Annotated in this window: 23 protein-coding genes; 16 read left to right on the top strand and 7 right to left on the bottom strand. The window is 59.7% G+C overall.

Features of this window, described 5'->3' with window-relative positions:
* The first annotated feature begins 90 nt into the window (after window positions 1-90).
* Both ARC85_RS05990 and ARC85_RS05985 read left to right on the top strand, forming a co-directional pair.
* Entirely contained in the window at window positions 91-1,014 is a 924-nt protein-coding gene (locus ARC85_RS05990; protein WP_153740537.1) for an alpha/beta hydrolase, read from the top strand.
* Window positions 1,015-1,095: 81 nt separating this feature from the next.
* The gene (locus ARC85_RS05985; RefSeq protein ID WP_199454085.1) at window positions 1,096-1,845 is read left to right on the top strand and encodes a DUF8198 family protein; all 750 of its coding nucleotides are present in this window, start codon (window positions 1,096-1,098) and stop codon (window positions 1,843-1,845) included.
* A gap of 6 nt (window positions 1,846-1,851) precedes the next feature.
* Here the strand turns inward: ARC85_RS05985 and ARC85_RS05980 are convergent, their stop codons facing one another.
* The gene (locus tag ARC85_RS05980) at window positions 1,852-2,130 is read right to left on the bottom strand and encodes a polyhydroxyalkanoic acid system family protein (RefSeq protein ID WP_011786826.1); all 279 of its coding nucleotides are present in this window, start codon (window positions 2,128-2,130) and stop codon (window positions 1,852-1,854) included.
* Window positions 2,131-2,246: 116 nt separating this feature from the next.
* Here ARC85_RS05980 and ubiE point away from each other — a divergent pair, with 116 nt between their 5' ends.
* From ubiE to ARC85_RS05935, 9 genes are all read left to right on the top strand, one after another.
* Window positions 2,247-3,029: a bifunctional demethylmenaquinone methyltransferase/2-methoxy-6-polyprenyl-1,4-benzoquinol methylase UbiE gene (ubiE, locus tag ARC85_RS05975; RefSeq protein WP_014422685.1), complete on the top strand. Its 783-nt coding sequence runs from the start codon at window positions 2,247-2,249 to the stop codon at window positions 3,027-3,029.
* The gene (locus tag ARC85_RS05970) at window positions 3,029-3,670 is read left to right on the top strand and encodes a ubiquinone biosynthesis accessory factor UbiJ (RefSeq protein WP_286714509.1); all 642 of its coding nucleotides are present in this window, start codon (window positions 3,029-3,031) and stop codon (window positions 3,668-3,670) included. Before ubiE ends, ARC85_RS05970 begins: the two co-directional genes overlap by 1 nt.
* Window positions 3,667-5,310 carry a ubiquinone biosynthesis regulatory protein kinase UbiB gene (gene ubiB, locus ARC85_RS05965; protein WP_286714508.1) on the top strand — a complete coding sequence of 548 codons (1,644 nt, stop codon included), beginning with the start codon at window positions 3,667-3,669 and terminating at the stop codon, window positions 5,308-5,310. The genes ARC85_RS05970 and ubiB overlap by 4 nt, the downstream gene beginning before the upstream one ends.
* 27 nt (window positions 5,311-5,337) lie before the next feature.
* Window positions 5,338-5,754, top strand: coding sequence for a phosphoribosyl-AMP cyclohydrolase (gene hisI / locus ARC85_RS05960; protein ID WP_023009608.1), 417 nt, complete (start codon window positions 5,338-5,340; stop codon window positions 5,752-5,754).
* 12 nt (window positions 5,755-5,766) lie between these two features.
* A complete protein-coding gene (locus tag ARC85_RS05955; RefSeq protein WP_011786831.1) occupies window positions 5,767-6,096 on the top strand; it encodes a phosphoribosyl-ATP diphosphatase in 330 nt (109 codons plus the stop codon).
* A gap of 86 nt (window positions 6,097-6,182) precedes the next feature.
* A complete protein-coding gene (gene tatA / locus ARC85_RS05950) occupies window positions 6,183-6,410 on the top strand; it encodes a Sec-independent protein translocase subunit TatA (RefSeq protein ID WP_222448658.1) in 228 nt (75 codons plus the stop codon).
* 11 nt (window positions 6,411-6,421) lie between these two features.
* Window positions 6,422-6,877, top strand: coding sequence for a Sec-independent protein translocase protein TatB (gene tatB / locus ARC85_RS05945; protein ID WP_014422691.1), 456 nt, complete (start codon window positions 6,422-6,424; stop codon window positions 6,875-6,877).
* Window positions 6,874-7,656, top strand: a complete 783-nt coding sequence (tatC, locus tag ARC85_RS05940; protein WP_206853479.1) for a twin-arginine translocase subunit TatC — start codon at window positions 6,874-6,876, stop codon at window positions 7,654-7,656. Before tatB ends, tatC begins: the two co-directional genes overlap by 4 nt.
* Window positions 7,656-8,375: a 16S rRNA (uracil(1498)-N(3))-methyltransferase gene (locus ARC85_RS05935; RefSeq protein ID WP_286714507.1), complete on the top strand. Its 720-nt coding sequence runs from the start codon at window positions 7,656-7,658 to the stop codon at window positions 8,373-8,375. Before tatC ends, ARC85_RS05935 begins: the two co-directional genes overlap by 1 nt.
* A 21-nt stretch (window positions 8,376-8,396) precedes the next feature.
* Here the strand turns inward: ARC85_RS05935 and ARC85_RS05930 are convergent, their stop codons facing one another.
* From ARC85_RS05930 to ARC85_RS05910, 5 genes are all read right to left on the bottom strand, one after another.
* Complete coding sequence (locus tag ARC85_RS05930) at window positions 8,397-9,311, bottom strand: DUF808 domain-containing protein (RefSeq protein WP_199454065.1); 915 nt, start codon at window positions 9,309-9,311, stop codon at window positions 8,397-8,399.
* 92 nt (window positions 9,312-9,403) lie between these two features.
* The gene (locus ARC85_RS05925; RefSeq protein WP_286714506.1) at window positions 9,404-10,630 is read right to left on the bottom strand and encodes a UbiH/UbiF/VisC/COQ6 family ubiquinone biosynthesis hydroxylase; all 1,227 of its coding nucleotides are present in this window, start codon (window positions 10,628-10,630) and stop codon (window positions 9,404-9,406) included.
* A complete protein-coding gene (ubiH, locus tag ARC85_RS05920) occupies window positions 10,620-11,906 on the bottom strand; it encodes a 2-octaprenyl-6-methoxyphenyl hydroxylase (protein ID WP_286714505.1) in 1,287 nt (428 codons plus the stop codon). Before ubiH ends, ARC85_RS05925 begins: the two co-directional genes overlap by 11 nt.
* Before the next feature lie 4 nt (window positions 11,907-11,910).
* Window positions 11,911-13,230 (bottom strand): Xaa-Pro aminopeptidase, encoded by a 1,320-nt coding sequence (gene pepP / locus ARC85_RS05915; protein WP_023009601.1) that lies wholly within the window; start codon window positions 13,228-13,230, stop codon window positions 11,911-11,913.
* Window positions 13,231-13,242: 12 nt separating this feature from the next.
* Entirely contained in the window at window positions 13,243-13,839 is a 597-nt protein-coding gene (locus ARC85_RS05910) for a UPF0149 family protein (protein ID WP_011786840.1), read from the bottom strand.
* Between the two features lie 199 nt (window positions 13,840-14,038).
* Here ARC85_RS05910 and ARC85_RS05905 point away from each other — a divergent pair, with 199 nt between their 5' ends.
* Window positions 14,039-14,605 carry a ZrgA family zinc uptake protein gene (locus ARC85_RS05905; protein WP_286714504.1) on the top strand — a complete coding sequence of 189 codons (567 nt, stop codon included), beginning with the start codon at window positions 14,039-14,041 and terminating at the stop codon, window positions 14,603-14,605.
* A gap of 4 nt (window positions 14,606-14,609) precedes the next feature.
* Here ARC85_RS05905 and ARC85_RS05900 read toward each other — a convergent pair whose 3' ends face one another.
* Window positions 14,610-15,125 carry a DUF3299 domain-containing protein gene (locus ARC85_RS05900; protein WP_014422699.1) on the bottom strand — a complete coding sequence of 172 codons (516 nt, stop codon included), beginning with the start codon at window positions 15,123-15,125 and terminating at the stop codon, window positions 14,610-14,612.
* Window positions 15,126-15,194: 69 nt separating this feature from the next.
* Between ARC85_RS05900 and ARC85_RS05895 the strand changes: the two genes are divergently transcribed.
* The 4 genes from ARC85_RS05895 (at window position 15,195) to ARC85_RS05880 (ending at window position 17,803) form a co-directional block, all read left to right on the top strand.
* Window positions 15,195-15,908, top strand: a complete 714-nt coding sequence (locus ARC85_RS05895) for an ABC transporter ATP-binding protein (protein WP_199454057.1) — start codon at window positions 15,195-15,197, stop codon at window positions 15,906-15,908.
* Entirely contained in the window at window positions 15,905-17,182 is a 1,278-nt protein-coding gene (locus ARC85_RS05890) for an ABC transporter permease (RefSeq protein ID WP_199454055.1), read from the top strand. Before ARC85_RS05895 ends, ARC85_RS05890 begins: the two co-directional genes overlap by 4 nt.
* Before the next feature lie 118 nt (window positions 17,183-17,300).
* Entirely contained in the window at window positions 17,301-17,507 is a 207-nt protein-coding gene (locus ARC85_RS05885) for a TIGR02449 family protein (RefSeq protein ID WP_011786845.1), read from the top strand.
* A complete protein-coding gene (locus ARC85_RS05880; protein ID WP_023009596.1) occupies window positions 17,507-17,803 on the top strand; it encodes a cell division protein ZapA in 297 nt (98 codons plus the stop codon). The genes ARC85_RS05885 and ARC85_RS05880 overlap by 1 nt, the downstream gene beginning before the upstream one ends.
* Window positions 17,804-17,825: the final 22 nt, after the last annotated feature.

Below are 17,825 nucleotides of genomic sequence, written 5' to 3'. Positions count from 1 at the left end.
ACTAAACCCGTTCGGCATTCACGGTACAAATGTCATACCGGCTCAGCAAAACCAATAACACAACGAAAAGCGGCCGGAGGGAGATGAATCATGAAAGCCAGTCATGTTCGCAAGCTGATCAAACCGATCGAAAGCGCCTATTCCGAAATGTTTTCCGGCCGGGTTTACCGCGTGGGCCGGGGTGCTGTGTCTGTGCGTAATCACAGTGGCACAGCAGAGCACACCGTTATTGGCGTGCATGGCTTTCTTGAGAATCACTGTTACTTTACCCAGGCCTACGATGGCCCCACCACCGAACTGATTCTGCTCACCTGCAGTAACTATCACATCCCGGTGAACGGTGTAACGCCAGAGAATCCGGCCTGGGAAGTGCCCATCAAACACCTTGAAGGCACCATCGAATACGACGCCTGCATCCTGAACCAGTCGTTGCAGAACCTGCCCAGCACCGAGAACATCCGGATCCATGGCCATTCCCGGGGTGGCGCGGTGATTCTGGAGGCCATCCGGCAGTGGCCGGAGCTTTACGAAAACGTGGAAGTGGTACTGGAAGCGCCGGTCCTGCCCCAGGGCAAACTGCATGCGCTGGTAACCACATTGCTCGAACCAGTCAGCCATGGCATGTGGCCCTGGTTGATTCGCCTGATCAACAGCGCCCCCCAGTCGGCCTATGGTCAGACCTTCTTCGGCAAGATGAACCCGCGCAAGCGCCAATTGCTGAGCAAACTGTTCTATGCCACCAAAGACCATCTGACCATTGTTCGCAACATCGAGAACATCATGGAATGGATGGCCCGCACCGACACCTCGGTGTATCGCCATGTGCGCCACGGGACCTTCCTGATACCGGCCACCGACCGAATACTGGATCGCCAGGCCATGCTGGCCAGCGCTCGCACCAGCCCCACCACCATGCGCATTGTCGAAACCGAAGCCCCCAGCCACTTCATCACGCTGGACAGCAAGGAGTGGGTGCCGGGCCTGGAAACCCTTGAGGCTGCGGCCCAAGGCTGAATTCAACGCAAACGGGCAGGTGCGTCACACCGAAGGCTTCGTTAAACTGGCGCTTTTCTGCCCGGTTGATTGGAGCCTTTAATGTATCGTGAGCGGCTGGTTGCCACGGATGTGCACACAGAGAACGCCCACCGTCTGAAACACCTGCTGCTGGAATACCACGATTTCCGCCAACACAAGGCCGGGCACCCCCTGCGGGATGAGGCCCACCAGGTGGCAGACTGGCAGGCAGAGCGGCTGAAAAACACCCATCTGGATCTCTACCGTCACCCGGGCTACCACACCGGCCTGGAATTTCTGCTGACCGACCTCTATGCCCCTGCCGGCATGACCCGCCGGGACGACAACATCGACCGGGTATTTCCGAAGATGGTGAAATGGCTTCCCGACCACCTGCTGGCCACCTTTGCCGGCCTGGTCGAGCTCAACCTGATTACCCAGAGCCTCGATCTTGAGCTGGCAGAGATACTTGCGCAGCAGGGCTTTTCGGCAACAGGTCTTGATGATGAGCGTTACTGCGAGGCTTATCGCGCCAGCAAACAGCTTGCAATTCGCGAGCGACAACTGGCTCTGGTAGCGGAAACCGGGCAGGAACTGGATCGCTACGTTCGCAATCGCACCCTCGGTTGGCTACTGTCCATGACCCGCGGTCCGGCCGAGATGGCCGACCTGGGTGATCTGCACAGCTTTCTGCACCGTGGCTACAGCGCCTTTCGGAAAATGAATCGGGTCGACCTGCTGATTGATCGCCTGCTCAGCCGGGAGCAACGAGTGATGGACAACATTCTGGCAGGCCACCCGACCCCTTTCTCCCTGCCGGATGACCTGTAGCGGGATTCAGGCCTGAATGATCTGATCCAGCTGGGAGTGAATTTCCTGCTCAATGCGGGATTTGAACGGCCGCAGCATCAACCCCAGCTCCAGACGGATATGCAGGTCGTTCTCGGAAATATCCAGCTGCCCTTTGACACCGCTGCGTTTGAACTTCAGCAGATCGCCTTCCCACTGGTAATTGACATCGAATTGTTTGGACAAATCCTTGGCCAGGGTTTCGGCCGCCTCGCGGGCGTGCTCCTTGTCCAGGGAATGGGCGCGATGGATATCGATAACAGACATGAATCAGTTTTCTCAGTGATTTGGAAACGGTTTTACAGTGTAAGCCGGCAATAAACTTGTAGCCAACCCCTCAAAGGTTAGAATACAGGGCTTAGATTCTGACAGGACCAACTTCCATGAGCGAGCAGCAAGCACCGGGCACCCAAGGCAACGGCCAGGACGACGTTACCCACTTCGGCTTTCGCAATGTGCCGAAAAGCCAGAAGGCCGGTCAGGTGGCCCAGGTTTTCCACAGTGTCGCCGGCAAGTACGACCTCATGAACGACCTGATGTCCATGGGCATTCATCGCCTGTGGAAGCGCTTTACTATTGAATTGAGCGGCGTACGCCCGGGCCATCAGGTGTTGGACATTGCCGGCGGTACCGGCGACCTGACCATGAAGTTTTCCGATCTGGTGGGCCCGTCCGGCAAAGTGGTGCTGGCCGATATCAATGCCTCCATGCTGCAGGTGGGTCGCAGCCGCCTGACCGACCGGGGTTACGCCGGCAACATCGAATACGTACAGGCCGATGCCGAACACCTGCCGTTCCCGGACAACAGTTTCCAGGCGGTGTCTATTGCTTTCGGCCTACGCAATGTGACCGACAAGGATCAGGCCCTGCGGGATATGGCCCGGGTACTTAAGCCGGGCGGCAAGCTGATGGTGCTGGAATTCTCCAAGCCCACCAACCCGCTGCTGAGCAAGGCCTACGACACGTATTCCTTCACCGCCCTGCCCCTGATGGGCCAGCTGATTGCCGGGGACAGCGAGAGCTATAAGTACCTGGCCGAGTCCATCCGCATGCATCCGGATCAGGAAACCCTGAAGGGCATGATGGAAACTGCCGGCCTGGTGAACTGCAAGTACTACAACATGACCGGCGGCATCGTGGCCCTGCACGTGGGAATCAAACCCTGATGTTCCCCGGCCCGACCCTGCTGTCTGCGACAGGCGCCATTATTGAGGGCGCCCTGAACCGGGCGCTGGCACTGGACCCGGCGGGCCAACGTGCCTTGCTGGGCGCCTTGGGCGGGCCGGTTCAGTTCACCATTACGGCCCCGGTCACCATACACTGGACCCTGAATCGCGTTGGCGAACGGGTACAGGTTCGCAGTCAGCCGGATCCGCAACCGGTGTTAATCATCACCGGGCGGCCGGTCGCCTTTGCCGCCCTGGCACTGGGCGATGACCGGGTATTTGCGGACGAACGCCTGACGGTGGAGGGCGACACGGCCCTGGCCCACCAGTTGCAGCTCGCTCTGAACCAGCTGCAACCGGATTGGGAAGCGGCCATGGCAAACCACCTGGGCGATGTGCCGGCCCATTTCATCGGCAAACGCATCCGCCAGGCAGTCAAGTGGAGCCGCCAGGCTTTCAGCACCATGAACGCCAATGTGGAGGAATACGTCCACGAAGAGAGCCGCACTCTGCCCGGCCGGCGGGAGCTGGAGGCCACATTTCAGGATATCGATGAGCTGAGCCTGCGCACCGAACGCCTGGAGGCTCGGCTGAAGCAACTGCAAGCACCCGGCAGCGATAACAATACGGAGACCCTGTGACCCGCCTGCAACGCCTGTTCCGAATTGCCTGGGTATTCTGCCGCTACCGGCTGGACACATTTCTGCCGCTGTCTGAGCTGCCCACACCCCTGAAAATCTTTTTTTTGCTGGCACCCTGGCACCTGTTCCCACAGCCAAAACTGAGCCGGGGTGACCGCCTGCGTCTGGCCCTGGAAGAGCTGGGCCCGGTTTTCGTTAAGTTCGGACAGATTCTCTCTACCCGCCGGGATCTATTGCCGGATGACATGGCCGAATCCCTGAAACAGCTACAGGATCGGGTTCCGCCATTCCCCAGTGAACAGGCCCGAGGCATTATCGAGAAATCGTTGGGTGCGCCCGTCTCGGAACTGTTTGCCGAGTTCAGTCCAGATCCGATGGCCTCGGCGTCGGTGGCCCAGGTGCACGCCGCAACGCTACCCAACGGCCAGAAGGTGGTGGTCAAGGTTTTGCGCCCCGGCATCGACAAAGTCATTCGCCAGGATCTGGGCCTGATGTACCTGATGGCCGGCCTGCTGGAGAAGTACTGGTCCGAAGGCAAGCGGCTGCACCCGGCGGAGGTAGTGGCAGACTACGACTCCACCATCCACGACGAACTGGATCTGCAACGGGAGGCCGCCAACGCCAGCCAGTTGCGACGGAATTTCGAGAACTCCCCGCTGATCTACATCCCCTTTATCGACTGGGACTATACCCGCAAATCGGTGCTGGTGATGGAACGCATTCACGGCATTCCTATTGCCGACGTACCCGCACTCGAAAAGGCGGGCGTCAACATGAAGGTACTGGCGGAAAAAGGGGTGGAGATCTTCTTCACCCAGGTGTTCCGGGACAGCTTCTTCCATGCCGACATGCACCCGGGCAACATCTTTGTGGATATCTCCAATCCGGCCGACCCAAAATATATTGCCATCGATTTCGGCATTGTCGGCACCCTGGCGCCGGACGATCAAAGCTACCTGGCCCGCAACCTGCTGGCGTTCTTCCGCCGGGATTACCGCCAGGTAGCGCAACTGCACATCCAGTCTGGCTGGGTGCCGCCGGAAACCCGCGTCAACGAGTTTGAGGCCGCCATTCGCACGGTGTGCGAACCCATCTTCGAGCGCCCCCTGAAGGATATTTCCTTTGGTCACTTCCTGTTACGCCTGTTCCAGACCGCCCGGCGCTTCAACATGGAAGTGCAGCCCCAACTGGTGCTGTTGCAGAAAACCCTGCTCAATGTCGAAGGCCTTGGCCGCCAGCTTTATCCGGATCTGGATCTGTGGAGTACCGCCCAGCCGTTTCTGGAAGACTGGATGCGGAAACGCATCGGTCCGTCCGGCCTGATCAAGTCTCTGCAGAACCACCTGCCATCATGGCTCGAGCAATCGCCAGAGATGCCCCAGTTGGTTCACGACGCACTACTACAGATACGCTCCAGCGGCCCCACCGAAGCGCAAAACCGGGCAACCCTGGCGCTGATGAAAGAGCAGCAAATGCGCAGCGAACGCCGTTGGCGCCGGGGCTTCATCGCCCTGGTTCTGGCAGGCGCGGCCCTGGTGGGCAGCCAGCCCCACGCCGGGCAGTGGCTGGCCGATCTGCCGGTCTGGAGCTGGGTCTTGCTTGCCGGAGCGGCAGGCGTCATGCTCCGGGGCAGTCGCTGAACCATCAAAGATTCAGGATTCATAAAAATGCAAGATTCTCCCGCTAACGTCGTACAGCCTGACTGGCTCGACGAGATCCAATGGACAGAAGACGGTCTGGTGCCGGCCATTGCCCAGGATGCCAATAATGGCGATATCCTGATGATGGCCTGGATGAACCGGGAATCTCTCCGGCTCACGGTTGAGGAAGGACAGGCGGTGTACTGGTCCCGTTCCCGTGGCAAACTCTGGCGCAAGGGCGAGAGCTCCGGGCACCAGCAGGTGCTCCGGGATATCAGGCTCGACTGCGATGCCGATGTGGTGCTGCTGAAAGTGGAACAAAAAGGTGGCATTGCCTGCCATACTGGCCGGCGAAGCTGTTTTTACCGAACCCTGAAAGATGGCCAGTGGGTGAGCGCCGATCCGGTTCTCAAAGACCCGAACACCATCTACGGCAGCAACTGAGGAGCAGACACCGTGAGTGATGTACTGGAACGACTGGCACAGGTACTGGAAGCCCGCAAAGACGCGGATCCCGACACATCCTACGTCGCCAGCCTGCATGCCAAGGGGCTGAACAAGATTCTGGAGAAGGTGGGCGAAGAGTGCACCGAGACGCTGCTCGCTGCCAAGGATGCAGAGCATTCCGGCGAAACCCGGGACCTGGTGTACGAGACGGCCGACCTCTGGTTTCACAGCCTGGTGATGCTGTCACGGTTAGGCCTGGGCCCGAAGGATGTTCTGGATGAACTGGCCAGCCGCTTCGACCTGTCAGGCCTGGAAGAAAAAGCCTCCCGGAATCCGTAAAGGAGTACCCCCAAGGGGTATTTCCGCAAGGGGTAGCGGTTGGCGTACAATGTCATGCAACAGCAACATTTGAACGAGGAACCCTCATGGGTATCAGCATCTGGCAACTTCTTATCGTACTTGGCATCGTCATCCTGTTATTCGGAACCAAGAAACTCCGGAACATCGGCAGCGATCTCGGCGGCGCCATCCGTGGATTCAAGAAATCCATGAACGACGAGGAAGAGAAGAACGCCGAACAGCAACCGCTGGAAAAACAGAACGCCGAGCACCAAGCCCAGGCGGAAGACAAGCCCAAAGAAAAGCAAGGCTGAGCACCCCCTGAATGTTCGACATCGGCTTTCTAGAGCTGCTGATCTGCGGCGTGATTGCATTGCTCGTGCTCGGCCCGGAGCGTTTGCCGACGGCGGCGCGGGCGGCTGGCCGCTGGATCGGTGGCGCCCGGCGCATGGTCAGCCAGTTCACCAGTGAACTGGACCGGCAGTTGAAGGCCGAAGAACTCCGGGAGGAGCTGCGCAAGGCGGGTGATGTGGGCCTGGACGATGTGGAGAAGACCGTGCGCGGCGCCCTGGATGAGGCGAAAAAGTACGAGCACATGATCCTGCCGGACGATCAGACCCGCAAGCCCAGGCCGGCGCCGGCAACCCGGCGGGTCACGCCCCCCTCTCCGGAGGCGGACGACCAGCCCGAACCTCCGCATGAACCCGTCAGGGACGAGGCGGCGGCCAGCGATCAACCCAGTGAATCCTCACCGACCAGCCCTTCGGACAAGCATTCATGAGTGCCACCCAAAACGGCCAGCAGACGTCGTCTGAACAGCAGGAAATGCCCCTGATCGAGCATTTGCTCGAGCTCCGCAACCGGCTACTGAAAATGGTGCTGGCGGTGATTATCTGTTTCGCCGTCATCTATCCGTTTGCCAACGAACTCTATCTTCTGCTGTCCCAGCCGTTGCGCGAACTTTTGCCGGTCGGCCAGACCATGATCGCCACCGACATCACCTCGCCTTTCTTTGCGCCCCTGAAGCTGGCACTGGTTCTGGCGGTATTTGTCGCCATTCCGATCATTCTCTACCAGCTCTGGAGTTTTGTGGCGCCCGGGCTCTATGCCCATGAAAAGCGGCTGGCCTTCCCGCTGTTGTTTACTTCCGTGCTGTTGTTCTACGCTGGCGCGGCTTTCGCCTATTTCGTGGTCTTTCCGCTGGTGTTTGGTTTCTTTACCGCCATCGGCCCGGAGGGCATTGTCGAACTGCCTGATATCAGCAGTTATCTGAACTTCGTGCTCAAGATGTTCTTTGCCTTCGGCATTGCGTTTGAAATCCCCATTGCGACGGTACTACTGATTCTGACCGGCGCCACTACTCCGCAAGACCTGGCCGCCAAGCGCCCCTATGTGGTCGTGGCCTGTTTCATCATCGGCATGCTGCTGACCCCACCAGACATCATCTCCCAGACGCTCCTGGCCGTGCCCATGTGGATTCTGTTCGAGTTCGGCATCATATTTGGTCGCCTCGCCTACCGGGAACGGGAAGAGGCCGACGGAGAAGAGCCCGAAGCCTGATGAATCTGGCCCTGCTGTTTGAGGAAGACTTCGTCGCCCCGGACCGGGTGCGTCTCCGCGGCCGTCGGCTGGAGCACCTGAAAACGGTGCTCAAAGCCGGCACCGGCCATCGCATACCGGCTGGCCGGGTAAACGGCCTGATGGGCCATGGTGAAGTGCTGTCAATGACAGAGACCGAGGCCGAATTGCTGGTAACCCTGAATCAGCGACCCCCTGCCCCCTTACCGCTCACGCTGATACTGGCTATGCCCCGGCCCAAGATGTTCCGGCGGGTACTGCAGACCTGTGCTTCTCTGGGGGTAAAGGACCTCTGGCTGATCAACAGCTACAAGGTGGAGAAGAGTTTCTGGCAAACGCCCTGGCTATCCCAAGATCACCTGAGAGAGAACCTGACCCTCGGGCTTGAACAGGCTAAAGACACGGTGATGCCCAAGATCCATATCCGTAAGCTGTTCAAACCCTTTGTGGAAGATGAACTGCCGGCACTGCTAAGTGGCAAGCGGGCGCTGGTAGCGCATCCGGGCATGGCGGCCCCCTGCCCCACCCACCTCAATGAGCCGGCTGCCCTGTGCATTGGTCCGGAAGGGGGCTTTACCGATTACGAAGTCGGAAAGCTGGAGGAGGCCGGCTGCCGGAGCGTGCATCTGGGCCCGAGAATTCTTCGGGTTGAAACCGCTGTGCCAGTGCTGATCAGCCGGCTGTTTGACGCCTGCCTGTGAACGGGCCGGCCCCGCCACGGATTACGCCGCCCGGCGCTCCCAAAGCTTCGCAACGGGCGTAATAACAAGAACCAGAATAGCACCGGCCAGCAGGCCAAACAGGCCATCCCCGACCGTGGTGACCAGCACTTCCGGCACTGAAGAAATCATTCCGGCCACATGGTGAATGGCCCCGTACACCGCCGGTATACCATGGGTCAGAATACCTCCGCCCACCAGGAACATTGCAATGGTGCCCAGTACCGACAGGGTTTTCATCATCCAGGGCGCCAGCCACAGAATGCCCTGCCCCAGCTTCTGAGCGAAGGCACTGGTTTTCTGGCTCAGGTAAAGGCCGGCGTCGTCCAGCTTCACAATACCCGCCACCAGCCCATACACACCGACGGTCACCATCAACGCCACGACGGTCAGCACCGCAAACTGCATTCCGAAGCTCTTGTCGGCCACAGTTCCTAACGTGATGGCGATGATTTCGGCGGAGAGAATAAAGTCGGTCCTGACAGCGCCCTTGATCTTGTCTTTCTCAACCGCTTTAAGGTCCACCTCCGGCTTTTTCAGAGCCTCCCGCAGCTCTTGCCGGTGCTTTTCTTCCTGCTCTTTGTGCAGGAACCTGTGAACCAGCTTCTCGGCCCCCTCAAAGCAAAGGAAGGCACCACCGAGCATCAACAGCGGGGTAATGAGCCAGGGTACAAAAAAGCTGATGGCCAGTGCCGCCGGCACCAGAATGGCCTTGTTGATAAACGAACCCTTGGCGACCGCCCACACCACCGGGATTTCCCGGGCAGGTCGAACACCGGTGACCTGCTGCGCATTCAACGCCAGGTCATCGCCCAGCACACCGGCGGTTTTCTTGGTAGCAGCTTTGGTCATCACCGCCACGTCATCCAGTACGGCAGCAATGTCATCAAGTAATACGAGCAGGCTGGAGCCGGCCATAGACAGTTCCTTTGCAAATTGAACACGAAGGCGAGGAGTTTACGAAAACAGGCCGCCGGAAAACAGTTCCGGCGACTCAGAATGGACAACCGTTAGCGTTTTATACCCATAGCCTCGGCGGCAATGCGGTTCTTCAGCGGCGCCAGGTTGTCCAGCCAGCGCATACCGGTATTGCGCAACCACCGGATAGCCAGCTCATCCCGGGCAAACAACTGCTTGAAGCCCTCCATGGCCGCCATCATCGCCAGGTTCTCGCCTTTACGGCGGCGCTGATAACGAGCCAACACGGTCTGGTCTGCCGGCGAAAGTGCGAGCTCTTTGGCCCGCCCCAGCTCGCCCAGTAGGGCCGACACATCGCCATAGCCGAGGTTTGCACCCTGGCCGGCGAGCGGGTGAATGGTGTGGGCAGCATCGCCCACCAGTGCCAGGCCGTCGGCAACATACTCCTTGGCATGACGCTGACGCAGCGGAAACGCAAAGCGGCGCGAAACGGATTCGATAACCCCGAGCTGCTGCTCAATCGCCCGCTCCAGCTCTAACCGGAATTGCTCGGTCTCCAACGCCATCAGGCGGCGGGCTTCGGCCGTATCCTGTGACCAGACGATAGAGCAATAGTGCTCGTCTCCAGACTCCGTCAACAACGGCAAAAACGCCAGCGGCCCGGTGGGCGAAAAACGCTGCCACGCAGTGTACTGGTGCGGCTGCCGGGTACGGACGGTGCACACAATCGCTTGCTGATCGTAATCCCATTCCCGGGTAGCCAGTCCCGACCACTGGCGCAGCCGCGACTGGGCACCATCGGCCCCGACCACCAGTTTGGCGGACTGCGTTCGGCCATCGTCCAACTGGATTCCGGCTCCGGCACTCCAGCCCTGCACACGCACACCATCAATCACCGTAACGTTACTGTCCGCCAGCTCGGTAAACAAAGCGCGGACAATCGACCGGTTCTCAACAATGGTACCCAGGGTATCAGCATGAAGTTCAGCCGCATCGAAGTGAATTCGCCCGGTGCCGTCGGCATCCCAGACCGTCATGCCACGATAGCCGCAATGCCTGCCGGCCTGGACATGGCGCCAGGCCCGTAGACGCTCCAGCAGCTGCTCACTGGCCAGGGAGATGGCGCTGACCCGGGGCTCGAAGTCATCGGTATGGCTGGCGGTCGCTCCCGGGGCCAACAGATCCTGAACCCGGGCTCCTTCCACCAGCCCGGTATTCCAGCCTTGCCGCGACAACCCCAGAGCCAGGGCCGAGCCGACCATTCCGCCACCAACCACCAGAATGTCAAAACACGCCGCACCCACCGACTTACCTGTCATGTTTTTCCGCCTCGAAAGATGACACTCCGGAACCTACCAGCGGCTTGCGCCCACCGGTGCCCATGGCTTTGCGAGCGAACCAGCGTTTGGCCCCCGGCAACAGATCCAGCCCCACCAGCCCTGCATCCCGGGCGGCGGCAACGGGCGCCAGCGGCTGCCCAAATATCCGGATCAGGGAATCGGAGAACTGCACCGTCTGCTGCCAGTCCTGCCGATGCAGTTGTTGGTAACGCCCCAGTACCGAAAGTTCACCAATAGAAATCCCTTCATCAACCGCCCGACGAAACTGTTCCACCAGGGTCATCAATCCTCTGAGTGCCAGGTTAAAGCCCTGGCCAGCCACCGGGTGCAGGGCATGAGCGGCATTACCAACCAGCACAACCCCCGGGCGGGCGGGTTCATCTACCGTAGTCAGGTTCAGGGGATAATGATGGCACTGGCCAATGTGGGTAAAACGCCCAAGGCGCCAACCGAACCGTTCCTGCAGTTTCTGACATTTCTGTTCATCCGACAGTGACAGGATCTCGTCCAGAGCCTCGTTTTCCAGGGTCCAGACCAGGGCCGATTGATGCCCCGGCCGCTTCGGGGAACCATGGGGCAGCAAAGCCATGGGACCGGCCTCAGTAAAACGCTCATAAGCCGTAAACTGGTGGCTGTCGCTGGTGGAGACATTGGCTATCAGCGCGTTCTGACCATAGGCTTCGGTGCGGGTTACAAAGCCCAGCTTCTCCCGCAGCCCGGAACGCCCGCCATCGGCGATCACCAGACAACGCGCGGTCAGTTCCTTCTGTGCACCATCCTTTCGGATGGCCACCCGGACACCGCCAGCCACGGGCTTCATGCCTTCCACCTGAGCCGGCGCCTGCCAACTTACCCTGGTGTCCAGCAAAGCCCGCATCAGACACAGGCCCATCCAGCGGTTGTCTGCCACATAACCCAGGGCATCCTGACCGTGTTCGTTGGCATGCAGACGGGTAGCGCCAAAACGACCCCGGTCAGAGACATGAATGTGGCGGATCGGGGTGGCGTGCTCAGACAACTGCCGCCACAGCCCCAACTGATCAAAGATCAGGCGGGAGCCCCAGGCCAGTGCCGTCGACCGGCTGTCATAGCTGGGCTGGTAATCCTCCGGCAACGCCTCTGGTGACAGCGGAAACGCCTCAACTACCGTTACCTTCAGTTCCGGCACCAGGCGCGCCAGGGCCAGGGCCAGAGTGGCCCCGGACAGGCCGCCACCGGCAATGATCAGGTCAGTATCCACGCGCTCGGTATTCACTGAATCAGTCCGCCATCAGAGCTTCAATATCGGCAATGGTCTTCGGCACGCCCTCGGTCAGGTTTCGGCAACCCTCTTTGGTGACCACCACATCGTCTTCAATACGGATGCCAATACCCCGCCAGCGCGGCTCTACGTCGGTATTGTCGGGCGCAATATACAGCCCTGGCTCAACGGTCAACGCCATCCCCGGTTCCAGTACCCGCCAGGCATCGCCCACCTTGTAATCGCCAACATCATGGACATCCAGCCCCAGCCAGTGGCCAGTGCGGTGCATAAAGAAAGGTTTGTAGGATTCGTTGGCCAGAGCATCGTCCAGCGTGCCTGCGAGCAGGCCCAGATCGATCAGGCCCTGGGTCAGCACCCTCAGAGCCGCTTCATGGGGCTGGTTCCAGTGATTGTCCGGCTTCACCGCATCGATCGCCGCGTACTGGGCCGCCAACACCACTTCGTAAAGCGCCTTCTGTTCCGGGCTGAACTTGCCACTGACCGGGAAGGTGCGGGTGATGTCCGAGGCGTAGCATTCCAGCTCACAACCCGCGTCTATCAGTACCAGGTCGCCGTCTTTCAGCGGTGCCGCATTTTCGATGTAGTGCAGGATGCAGCCGTTGGCACCACCACCTACGATGGAGGGATAAGCGGTAGAGCGCGCACCATGCTCCATAAAGGTATGAATCAGTTCAGCTTCAAGATTGTACTCATACCCGCCCTGACGAGCCCGCTTCATGGCCCGGCAGTGGGCCTCGGCACTGATCTGGCCGGCCTTTGCCATCACCTTGATTTCGGCAGCACTCTTGTACAGCCGCATATCATGCAGCAGGTGCTCCAGCGCCACCAGCTCCCCAGGGGGGTGCGCTCCGGAACGAACCTTGCTGCGAATCACCTTGAGCCAGTCCATCACCCGGTTATCGAATGCCGGATCCTTGCCCAGCGGATAGTAGACCCGGCTTCGGCCTTCAATCATGCCGGGCAGAATATCGTCGATATCCGCAATGGGGAAAGCATCGTCGAAGCCGTAACGTTCGATGGCGCCCTCAGGGCCCACCAGAAAACCATCCCAGAGCTCTTTCTCCGGATTCCTCTCCTTGCAGAACAGAACCGCTTCACCATGCTCGCGGCCTGGAATCAGGGCCAACACCGCTTCGGGCTCGCCGAAGCCAGTCAGATACTGGAAATCGCTGTCCTGACGAAACGGGTGTAACACATCGCGGTTACGCACCCGCTCCGGCGCCGCAGGCAGAATGGCGATGCTGTCCGGGGCCATCCGGTCCATCAACTTGCGACGGCGCTCGGCAAACTCTTTCACGGGAATGGTCACAGCCATGATAGCTCCTGATCAGTGCAGGGTGGGCGAATCGCCTGCCGGCTTCTCCGGCTCATTGAACTCGGTGAACACCGCCAGCGCGCCAAGGCGCACGTACTCGGTAATTTCAAGCAGTTGCTGTTCACTTTCGTCGTCGGATTCTTCGTCCTCCGACAGCTGGCTGATGGCCACCATATCCTCGATCAGCTCCCGGATCTCATCCGGAGCCTGGCCAAGGGAAGCGCCGGCCGCCAGCGCCATGCCTTCCAGAAATCCTCGAACCCAGGCCACCAGGGCTTCCAGTCGTTGTTCGATGGCATAGTCGTCATCTGGCAACAACGGCTGAAAACTCATGTCGGTGGACTGCAATTGCTTGAGCGTTTTACCGTAGGCGCTGTTCATAAAGGGGGCGAGGTCATCCGACTCTTCAGCCGCTTCATCAGCCAGCCCCATGTGTTCGCAAACCATAGCCAGCCACTCGGGCTCGTCAATACGGGAGCCTGCCGCCAGCCGGCCACAGAGCACGCCATGCAGCTCAGAGGGGTGGCTGAACGCCTTGTGCGCGGTAAACACGTTGGCCCAGCGTTCAAATTCAGCCGCACGGGCGGCGGAGGTATCGGTTTCGGACATGAAGCTGCCGTTTCCTTAAATCGGTGGTGTACGTTCAGATACGCGCCGGGGCGGTGCCCCGACGAATACCGTATCCTAGCATTCTGGGGAAATCCTGGCACGAATACCCGGGCAGGCGGGGTTGCTTTTATCTTCACGTCAGACAAAAATGTTATAACATATCAGATATGGACAGAATGACCCGATGCGCAGATACGTTATGCCTCTCATGACCGTGGCACTGGCAAGCGCCGTACTGGCTCCGCTGCCCGCGGGCGCGGCCAACAACCCCAGCGCCCATCAACATGGCCACGCGGAGCTCCAGGTAGCCATAGACACCAACACCGCCGATGTCTTCCTTCGCTCACCCGCATACAATCTGCTTGGCTTCGAGCACGAGCCACGCACAGAGCAACAGCATCGGCAACTGGCGGATCTGGAGCAGTGGCTGATATCGACCCCTCTGATTAACACTGAGGATGGCAACTGCAACGTGGAAGATGCCAGCTTTCACAGCTCGTGGCCCGAGGCGACCCGCCATCACAGTGACCATGCGCACGAACACCATGACCACGACCACGAGGACGGGCAAGCAAACGACCACAGCGATATCGAGATTACCCAATCACTGACCTGTGACGGACTTGCCGATCACCAGACACTGACCACACCAATGGTGAAGCACTTTCCGGCACTGGAACACCTGGATGTTCAGTGGATCGGCCCTGAAGGCCAGGGCGCCACAAGACTGGAAGCCGGCGACCAGCAATTCCGGGTTGGCCGCTGAACCGTTACTCGGTGTAAGGTTCTACCGACTGCGCCACCATGGAATAGGAGGAAGTGCCGAGATCATTCTCGGTTCGCTCAATCACCAGCTCCCCCTCGATCCAGACCGGGTCGTATAGAGCCTCCAGGGTAAACCCTTCATGGTATTTTACGTGGATGATCTGGTTTGGGGGTGGTGGCGGCACATGGATGCAGGCGCCGTAGTAGGGCACCAGGAAGAACTCGAGAATGCGCATATCGTCCGTGGTTTTCAGAGGTACCACAAAGCCCGGAATCCGGCCCTCGACGTTGCCCATTTCCGGAACCACCCGCCCGGTCATGATTTCGTCCGGCAACAGGGGCGGGCCATCGCCCTCATGTTCGATTTCCGGCATAGTCTCGAGCAGCGCCAGATCTTCCGCAGGCATTAACTCAAGCCAGTCGATCTCCCGGGGCTCGGCACGGACCGCCAGGGAAACCAATAACAACAAGCCCAGGCCAAGACAGGCAAGCAGCTTGCGGGACAGAACATCAGTGAACATCAACACGGGTTCTCCAAAAAACCAGATCAGCAACCGGCGCCATCATACAACGGCGAGCACGATACGGATATGAACAGCGAGACACGACAACCGCCGGACAGTTCCCGCCCGGACACTCTGGCCATCCGAACCCGGAATCTGCACTTCCGATGGCAAAATCAGGCTCGAGAACTGGCCTTCCCCGATATTCAGCTGACACGGGGTGAACACCTGTTCCTGCACGGCCCCAGTGGTACGGGTAAAAGTACGCTGTTGGGACTACTCGCAGGCATGCACACGCCCAGCCGTGGCAGCCTTCAGCTGCTGAATCAGGAACTGACCACCATGAAGGCCGGCGCCCGGGATCGACTTCGCGCCGATCATATGGGCGTCATCTTCCAGCAGTTCAACCTGGTGCCCTATCTGAGCGCTGTGACCAATGCACTTTTGCCTTGCCGGCTATCAAATCTGCGCCATTCGCGAGCGATACCCTCCGCCACCGAAGCTGCCCAACACCTGCTGACACAACTGGGCATTCCGCAAAGCCACTGGCACCAGGGAGTGACCCGGCTATCGATCGGCCAGCAGCAGAGGGTGGCTGCCGCCCGCGCGCTGATCGGCGTTCCGGAGATCATTCTTGCAGATGAGCCCACGTCTGCTCTGGATAGCAACAATCGGGACCGCTTTCTTGAACTACTGCTAACTCTGGCCGAGCGCAGTAACAGCTCGGTTGTATTTGTCAGCCATGATCAGTCACTGGCCAGGCACTTTCATCATCGCATGGCCCTGGAGGTGGCGCCATGAACAAGCTCAAGCTCACCATCTTCCTCTCCGCCGCCAGTCTGTGGTACCGGCGCCGTGTACTGGCTCTCGTTTGCCTGACCCTGACGCTGAGCGTAACCCTGCTGCTTGGCATCCAGTACCTGCGCACAGAAATCCGACAATCATTCACCAGTACCATCAGCGGCACCGACCTTATCGTAGGGGCCCGCAGTGGCCAGCTGAATCTGCTGCTTTACACGGTGTTCCACATCGGTGATGCCACCAACAACATTCGCTGGTCCACCTATCAATCCATGACTGAGGACAGCCGCATCGACTGGCTGATACCTATTTCCCTGGGCGACAGCTACCGCGGCTTTCGGGTTGTCAGCACCAACGAGCAGTTCCTGGCCCGCTTCCGCTATGGCAACGACCAACCGCTGACCCTGGCGAGCGGAGACTGGTTTTCTGACCTGTTTGACGTGGTGATCGGCGCCGGCGTGGCACGGCAGCTTGACCATAAACTGAACGACGACCTGGTGCTTTCCCATGGCGGTGGCCGCACCAGCTTCTCGAACCACAAGGACCTGCCATTCCGGGTATCCGGCATTCTCGCGCCAACCGGCACGCCCGTCGACCAGGCGGTTTACATCAGCCTTGAAGCCATGGAAGCCATGCATGTGGGCTGGGAATCCGGCGTGGCCATCCCGGGCCGGACCCTGTCGGCCGACCAGGCCCGTAACCGGGATTACACACCGGACACCATCACCGCCGTGTTCGTTGGCCTGGACCGCCCGATCCTCACCTTCCAGGTTCAACGGGAGCTGAACCAGGCCCGCGAGGAACCTCTGTCGGCCATCCTGCCGGGTGTGGCCCTGAGCGAGCTCTGGCGGATGATGGGGCAATTTGAAAAAGCCCTGCTGGGCATCAGCGGCTTTGTCGTGATCACCAGCCTGGTGGGACTGATTGCGGTTTTGCTCACCCTGCAAGCCCAGCGGCAACGGGAGATTGCCGTTTTGCGAGCGACCGGAGCTTCACCGGGGCTGATTGCCGGCCTGTACAGCCTGGAGTGCGTCGGGCTTGCCCTGGCCAGTTGCCTGTTCGCCCTGCTGCTCGGCGCTGCCGCCATCGCCGGCCTCAGCCCCTGGCTCCTGGAACACTACGGACTGCAAATCCGGCTTCGGCCGCTGGCCCGGGAGGAGTGGCTGTTACTGGTGGCAGTGCCGCTCTCTGCGTTGGCAGTGTCCGCCCTCCCCGCACTGAACACCTGGCGAGCAGGCCGACAACAGGGGTTCGGGGCACCGGACTCCAGCTGAACTGACGCAAAAGGTGACAGGCCTCACGGCGAGCACGCCATGACAATGCGGTAAATTGACCGGTCTGGCGCGCGCACTTATAGTAACTCTCATCAAAATCACCGATGTTGGGCAGGTCATGGAACAGTCCGAAGTACAGGCATTAGCGGACAAGCTGGACAAGCTGATCGAGCGCTGCGACAAGCTGGAGAAAGACAACGCCCTGCTAAGGGAGCTGCAGGACGACTGGAACCGGGAACGGGCCCAGCTAATGCACAAAAACGATCTTGCCAAAAACAAGATCGAAGCCATGATCGGCCGTCTTCGGGCACTGGAGCACCACTGATGTCACAGACCCCAACCACCGTGGAAGTCAGGATTCTCGACAAGGAATACCTGGTGGCCTGTCCGCAGGAAGAGCAGGAAGCCCTTCTACGTGCGGCCCGGCATCTGGACACCAAAATGCGTGAAATCCGCTCCAGCGGCAAGGTATTCGGTACCGAGCGCATTGCCGTGATGGCCGCCCTGAACATCACCCATGAACTGCTGGAACGCGACACCATGTCAGACGCCACCAGCAGCATCCTGCGTGCCATGGATAACCGGCTTGATGAAGCGCTGGGAGAGCCTTCGGACAACTGATCCGGAAAGAATCCGGAAACGG

Origin of the sequence: Marinobacter sp. tcs-11 (assembly GCF_002049515.1) — a bacterium.
Taxonomy (GTDB): domain Bacteria; phylum Pseudomonadota; class Gammaproteobacteria; order Pseudomonadales; family Oleiphilaceae; genus Marinobacter; species Marinobacter nauticus.
Note: the sequence above shows the minus strand (reverse complement) of the source record. Positions and strands in the feature narration are given on the sequence as shown.

Excerpts from the sequence above, each read along its gene's own strand:
- ARC85_RS05905 (WP_286714504.1), top strand. The coding sequence starts at position 14,039 with ATGCCTCTCATGACCGTGGCACTGGCAAGCGCCGTACTGGCTCCGCTG.
- ARC85_RS05980 (WP_011786826.1), bottom strand. The coding sequence starts at position 2,130 with ATGTCTGTTATCGATATCCATCGCGCCCATTCCCTGGACAAGGAGCAC.
- ARC85_RS05880 (WP_023009596.1), top strand. The coding sequence starts at position 17,507 with ATGTCACAGACCCCAACCACCGTGGAAGTCAGGATTCTCGACAAGGAA.
- tatC (WP_206853479.1), top strand. The coding sequence starts at position 6,874 with ATGAGTGCCACCCAAAACGGCCAGCAGACGTCGTCTGAACAGCAGGAA.
- ARC85_RS05895 (WP_199454057.1), top strand. The coding sequence starts at position 15,195 with ATGAACAGCGAGACACGACAACCGCCGGACAGTTCCCGCCCGGACACT.
- pepP (WP_023009601.1), bottom strand. The coding sequence starts at position 13,230 with ATGGCTGTGACCATTCCCGTGAAAGAGTTTGCCGAGCGCCGTCGCAAG.
- ARC85_RS05925 (WP_286714506.1), bottom strand. The coding sequence starts at position 10,630 with ATGACAGGTAAGTCGGTGGGTGCGGCGTGTTTTGACATTCTGGTGGTT.
- ARC85_RS05910 (WP_011786840.1), bottom strand. The coding sequence starts at position 13,839 with ATGTCCGAAACCGATACCTCCGCCGCCCGTGCGGCTGAATTTGAACGC.
- ARC85_RS05935 (WP_286714507.1), top strand. The coding sequence starts at position 7,656 with ATGAATCTGGCCCTGCTGTTTGAGGAAGACTTCGTCGCCCCGGACCGG.
- ARC85_RS05930 (WP_199454065.1), bottom strand. The coding sequence starts at position 9,311 with ATGGCCGGCTCCAGCCTGCTCGTATTACTTGATGACATTGCTGCCGTA.
- tatB (WP_014422691.1), top strand. The coding sequence starts at position 6,422 with ATGTTCGACATCGGCTTTCTAGAGCTGCTGATCTGCGGCGTGATTGCA.
- ubiE (WP_014422685.1), top strand. The coding sequence starts at position 2,247 with ATGAGCGAGCAGCAAGCACCGGGCACCCAAGGCAACGGCCAGGACGAC.
- ARC85_RS05970 (WP_286714509.1), top strand. The coding sequence starts at position 3,029 with ATGTTCCCCGGCCCGACCCTGCTGTCTGCGACAGGCGCCATTATTGAG.
- ARC85_RS05985 (WP_199454085.1), top strand. The coding sequence starts at position 1,096 with ATGTATCGTGAGCGGCTGGTTGCCACGGATGTGCACACAGAGAACGCC.
- ARC85_RS05990 (WP_153740537.1), top strand. The coding sequence starts at position 91 with ATGAAAGCCAGTCATGTTCGCAAGCTGATCAAACCGATCGAAAGCGCC.
- ARC85_RS05900 (WP_014422699.1), bottom strand. The coding sequence starts at position 15,125 with ATGTTCACTGATGTTCTGTCCCGCAAGCTGCTTGCCTGTCTTGGCCTG.
- tatA (WP_222448658.1), top strand. The coding sequence starts at position 6,183 with ATGGGTATCAGCATCTGGCAACTTCTTATCGTACTTGGCATCGTCATC.
- hisI (WP_023009608.1), top strand. The coding sequence starts at position 5,338 with ATGCAAGATTCTCCCGCTAACGTCGTACAGCCTGACTGGCTCGACGAG.
- ARC85_RS05890 (WP_199454055.1), top strand. The coding sequence starts at position 15,905 with ATGAACAAGCTCAAGCTCACCATCTTCCTCTCCGCCGCCAGTCTGTGG.
- ARC85_RS05885 (WP_011786845.1), top strand. The coding sequence starts at position 17,301 with ATGGAACAGTCCGAAGTACAGGCATTAGCGGACAAGCTGGACAAGCTG.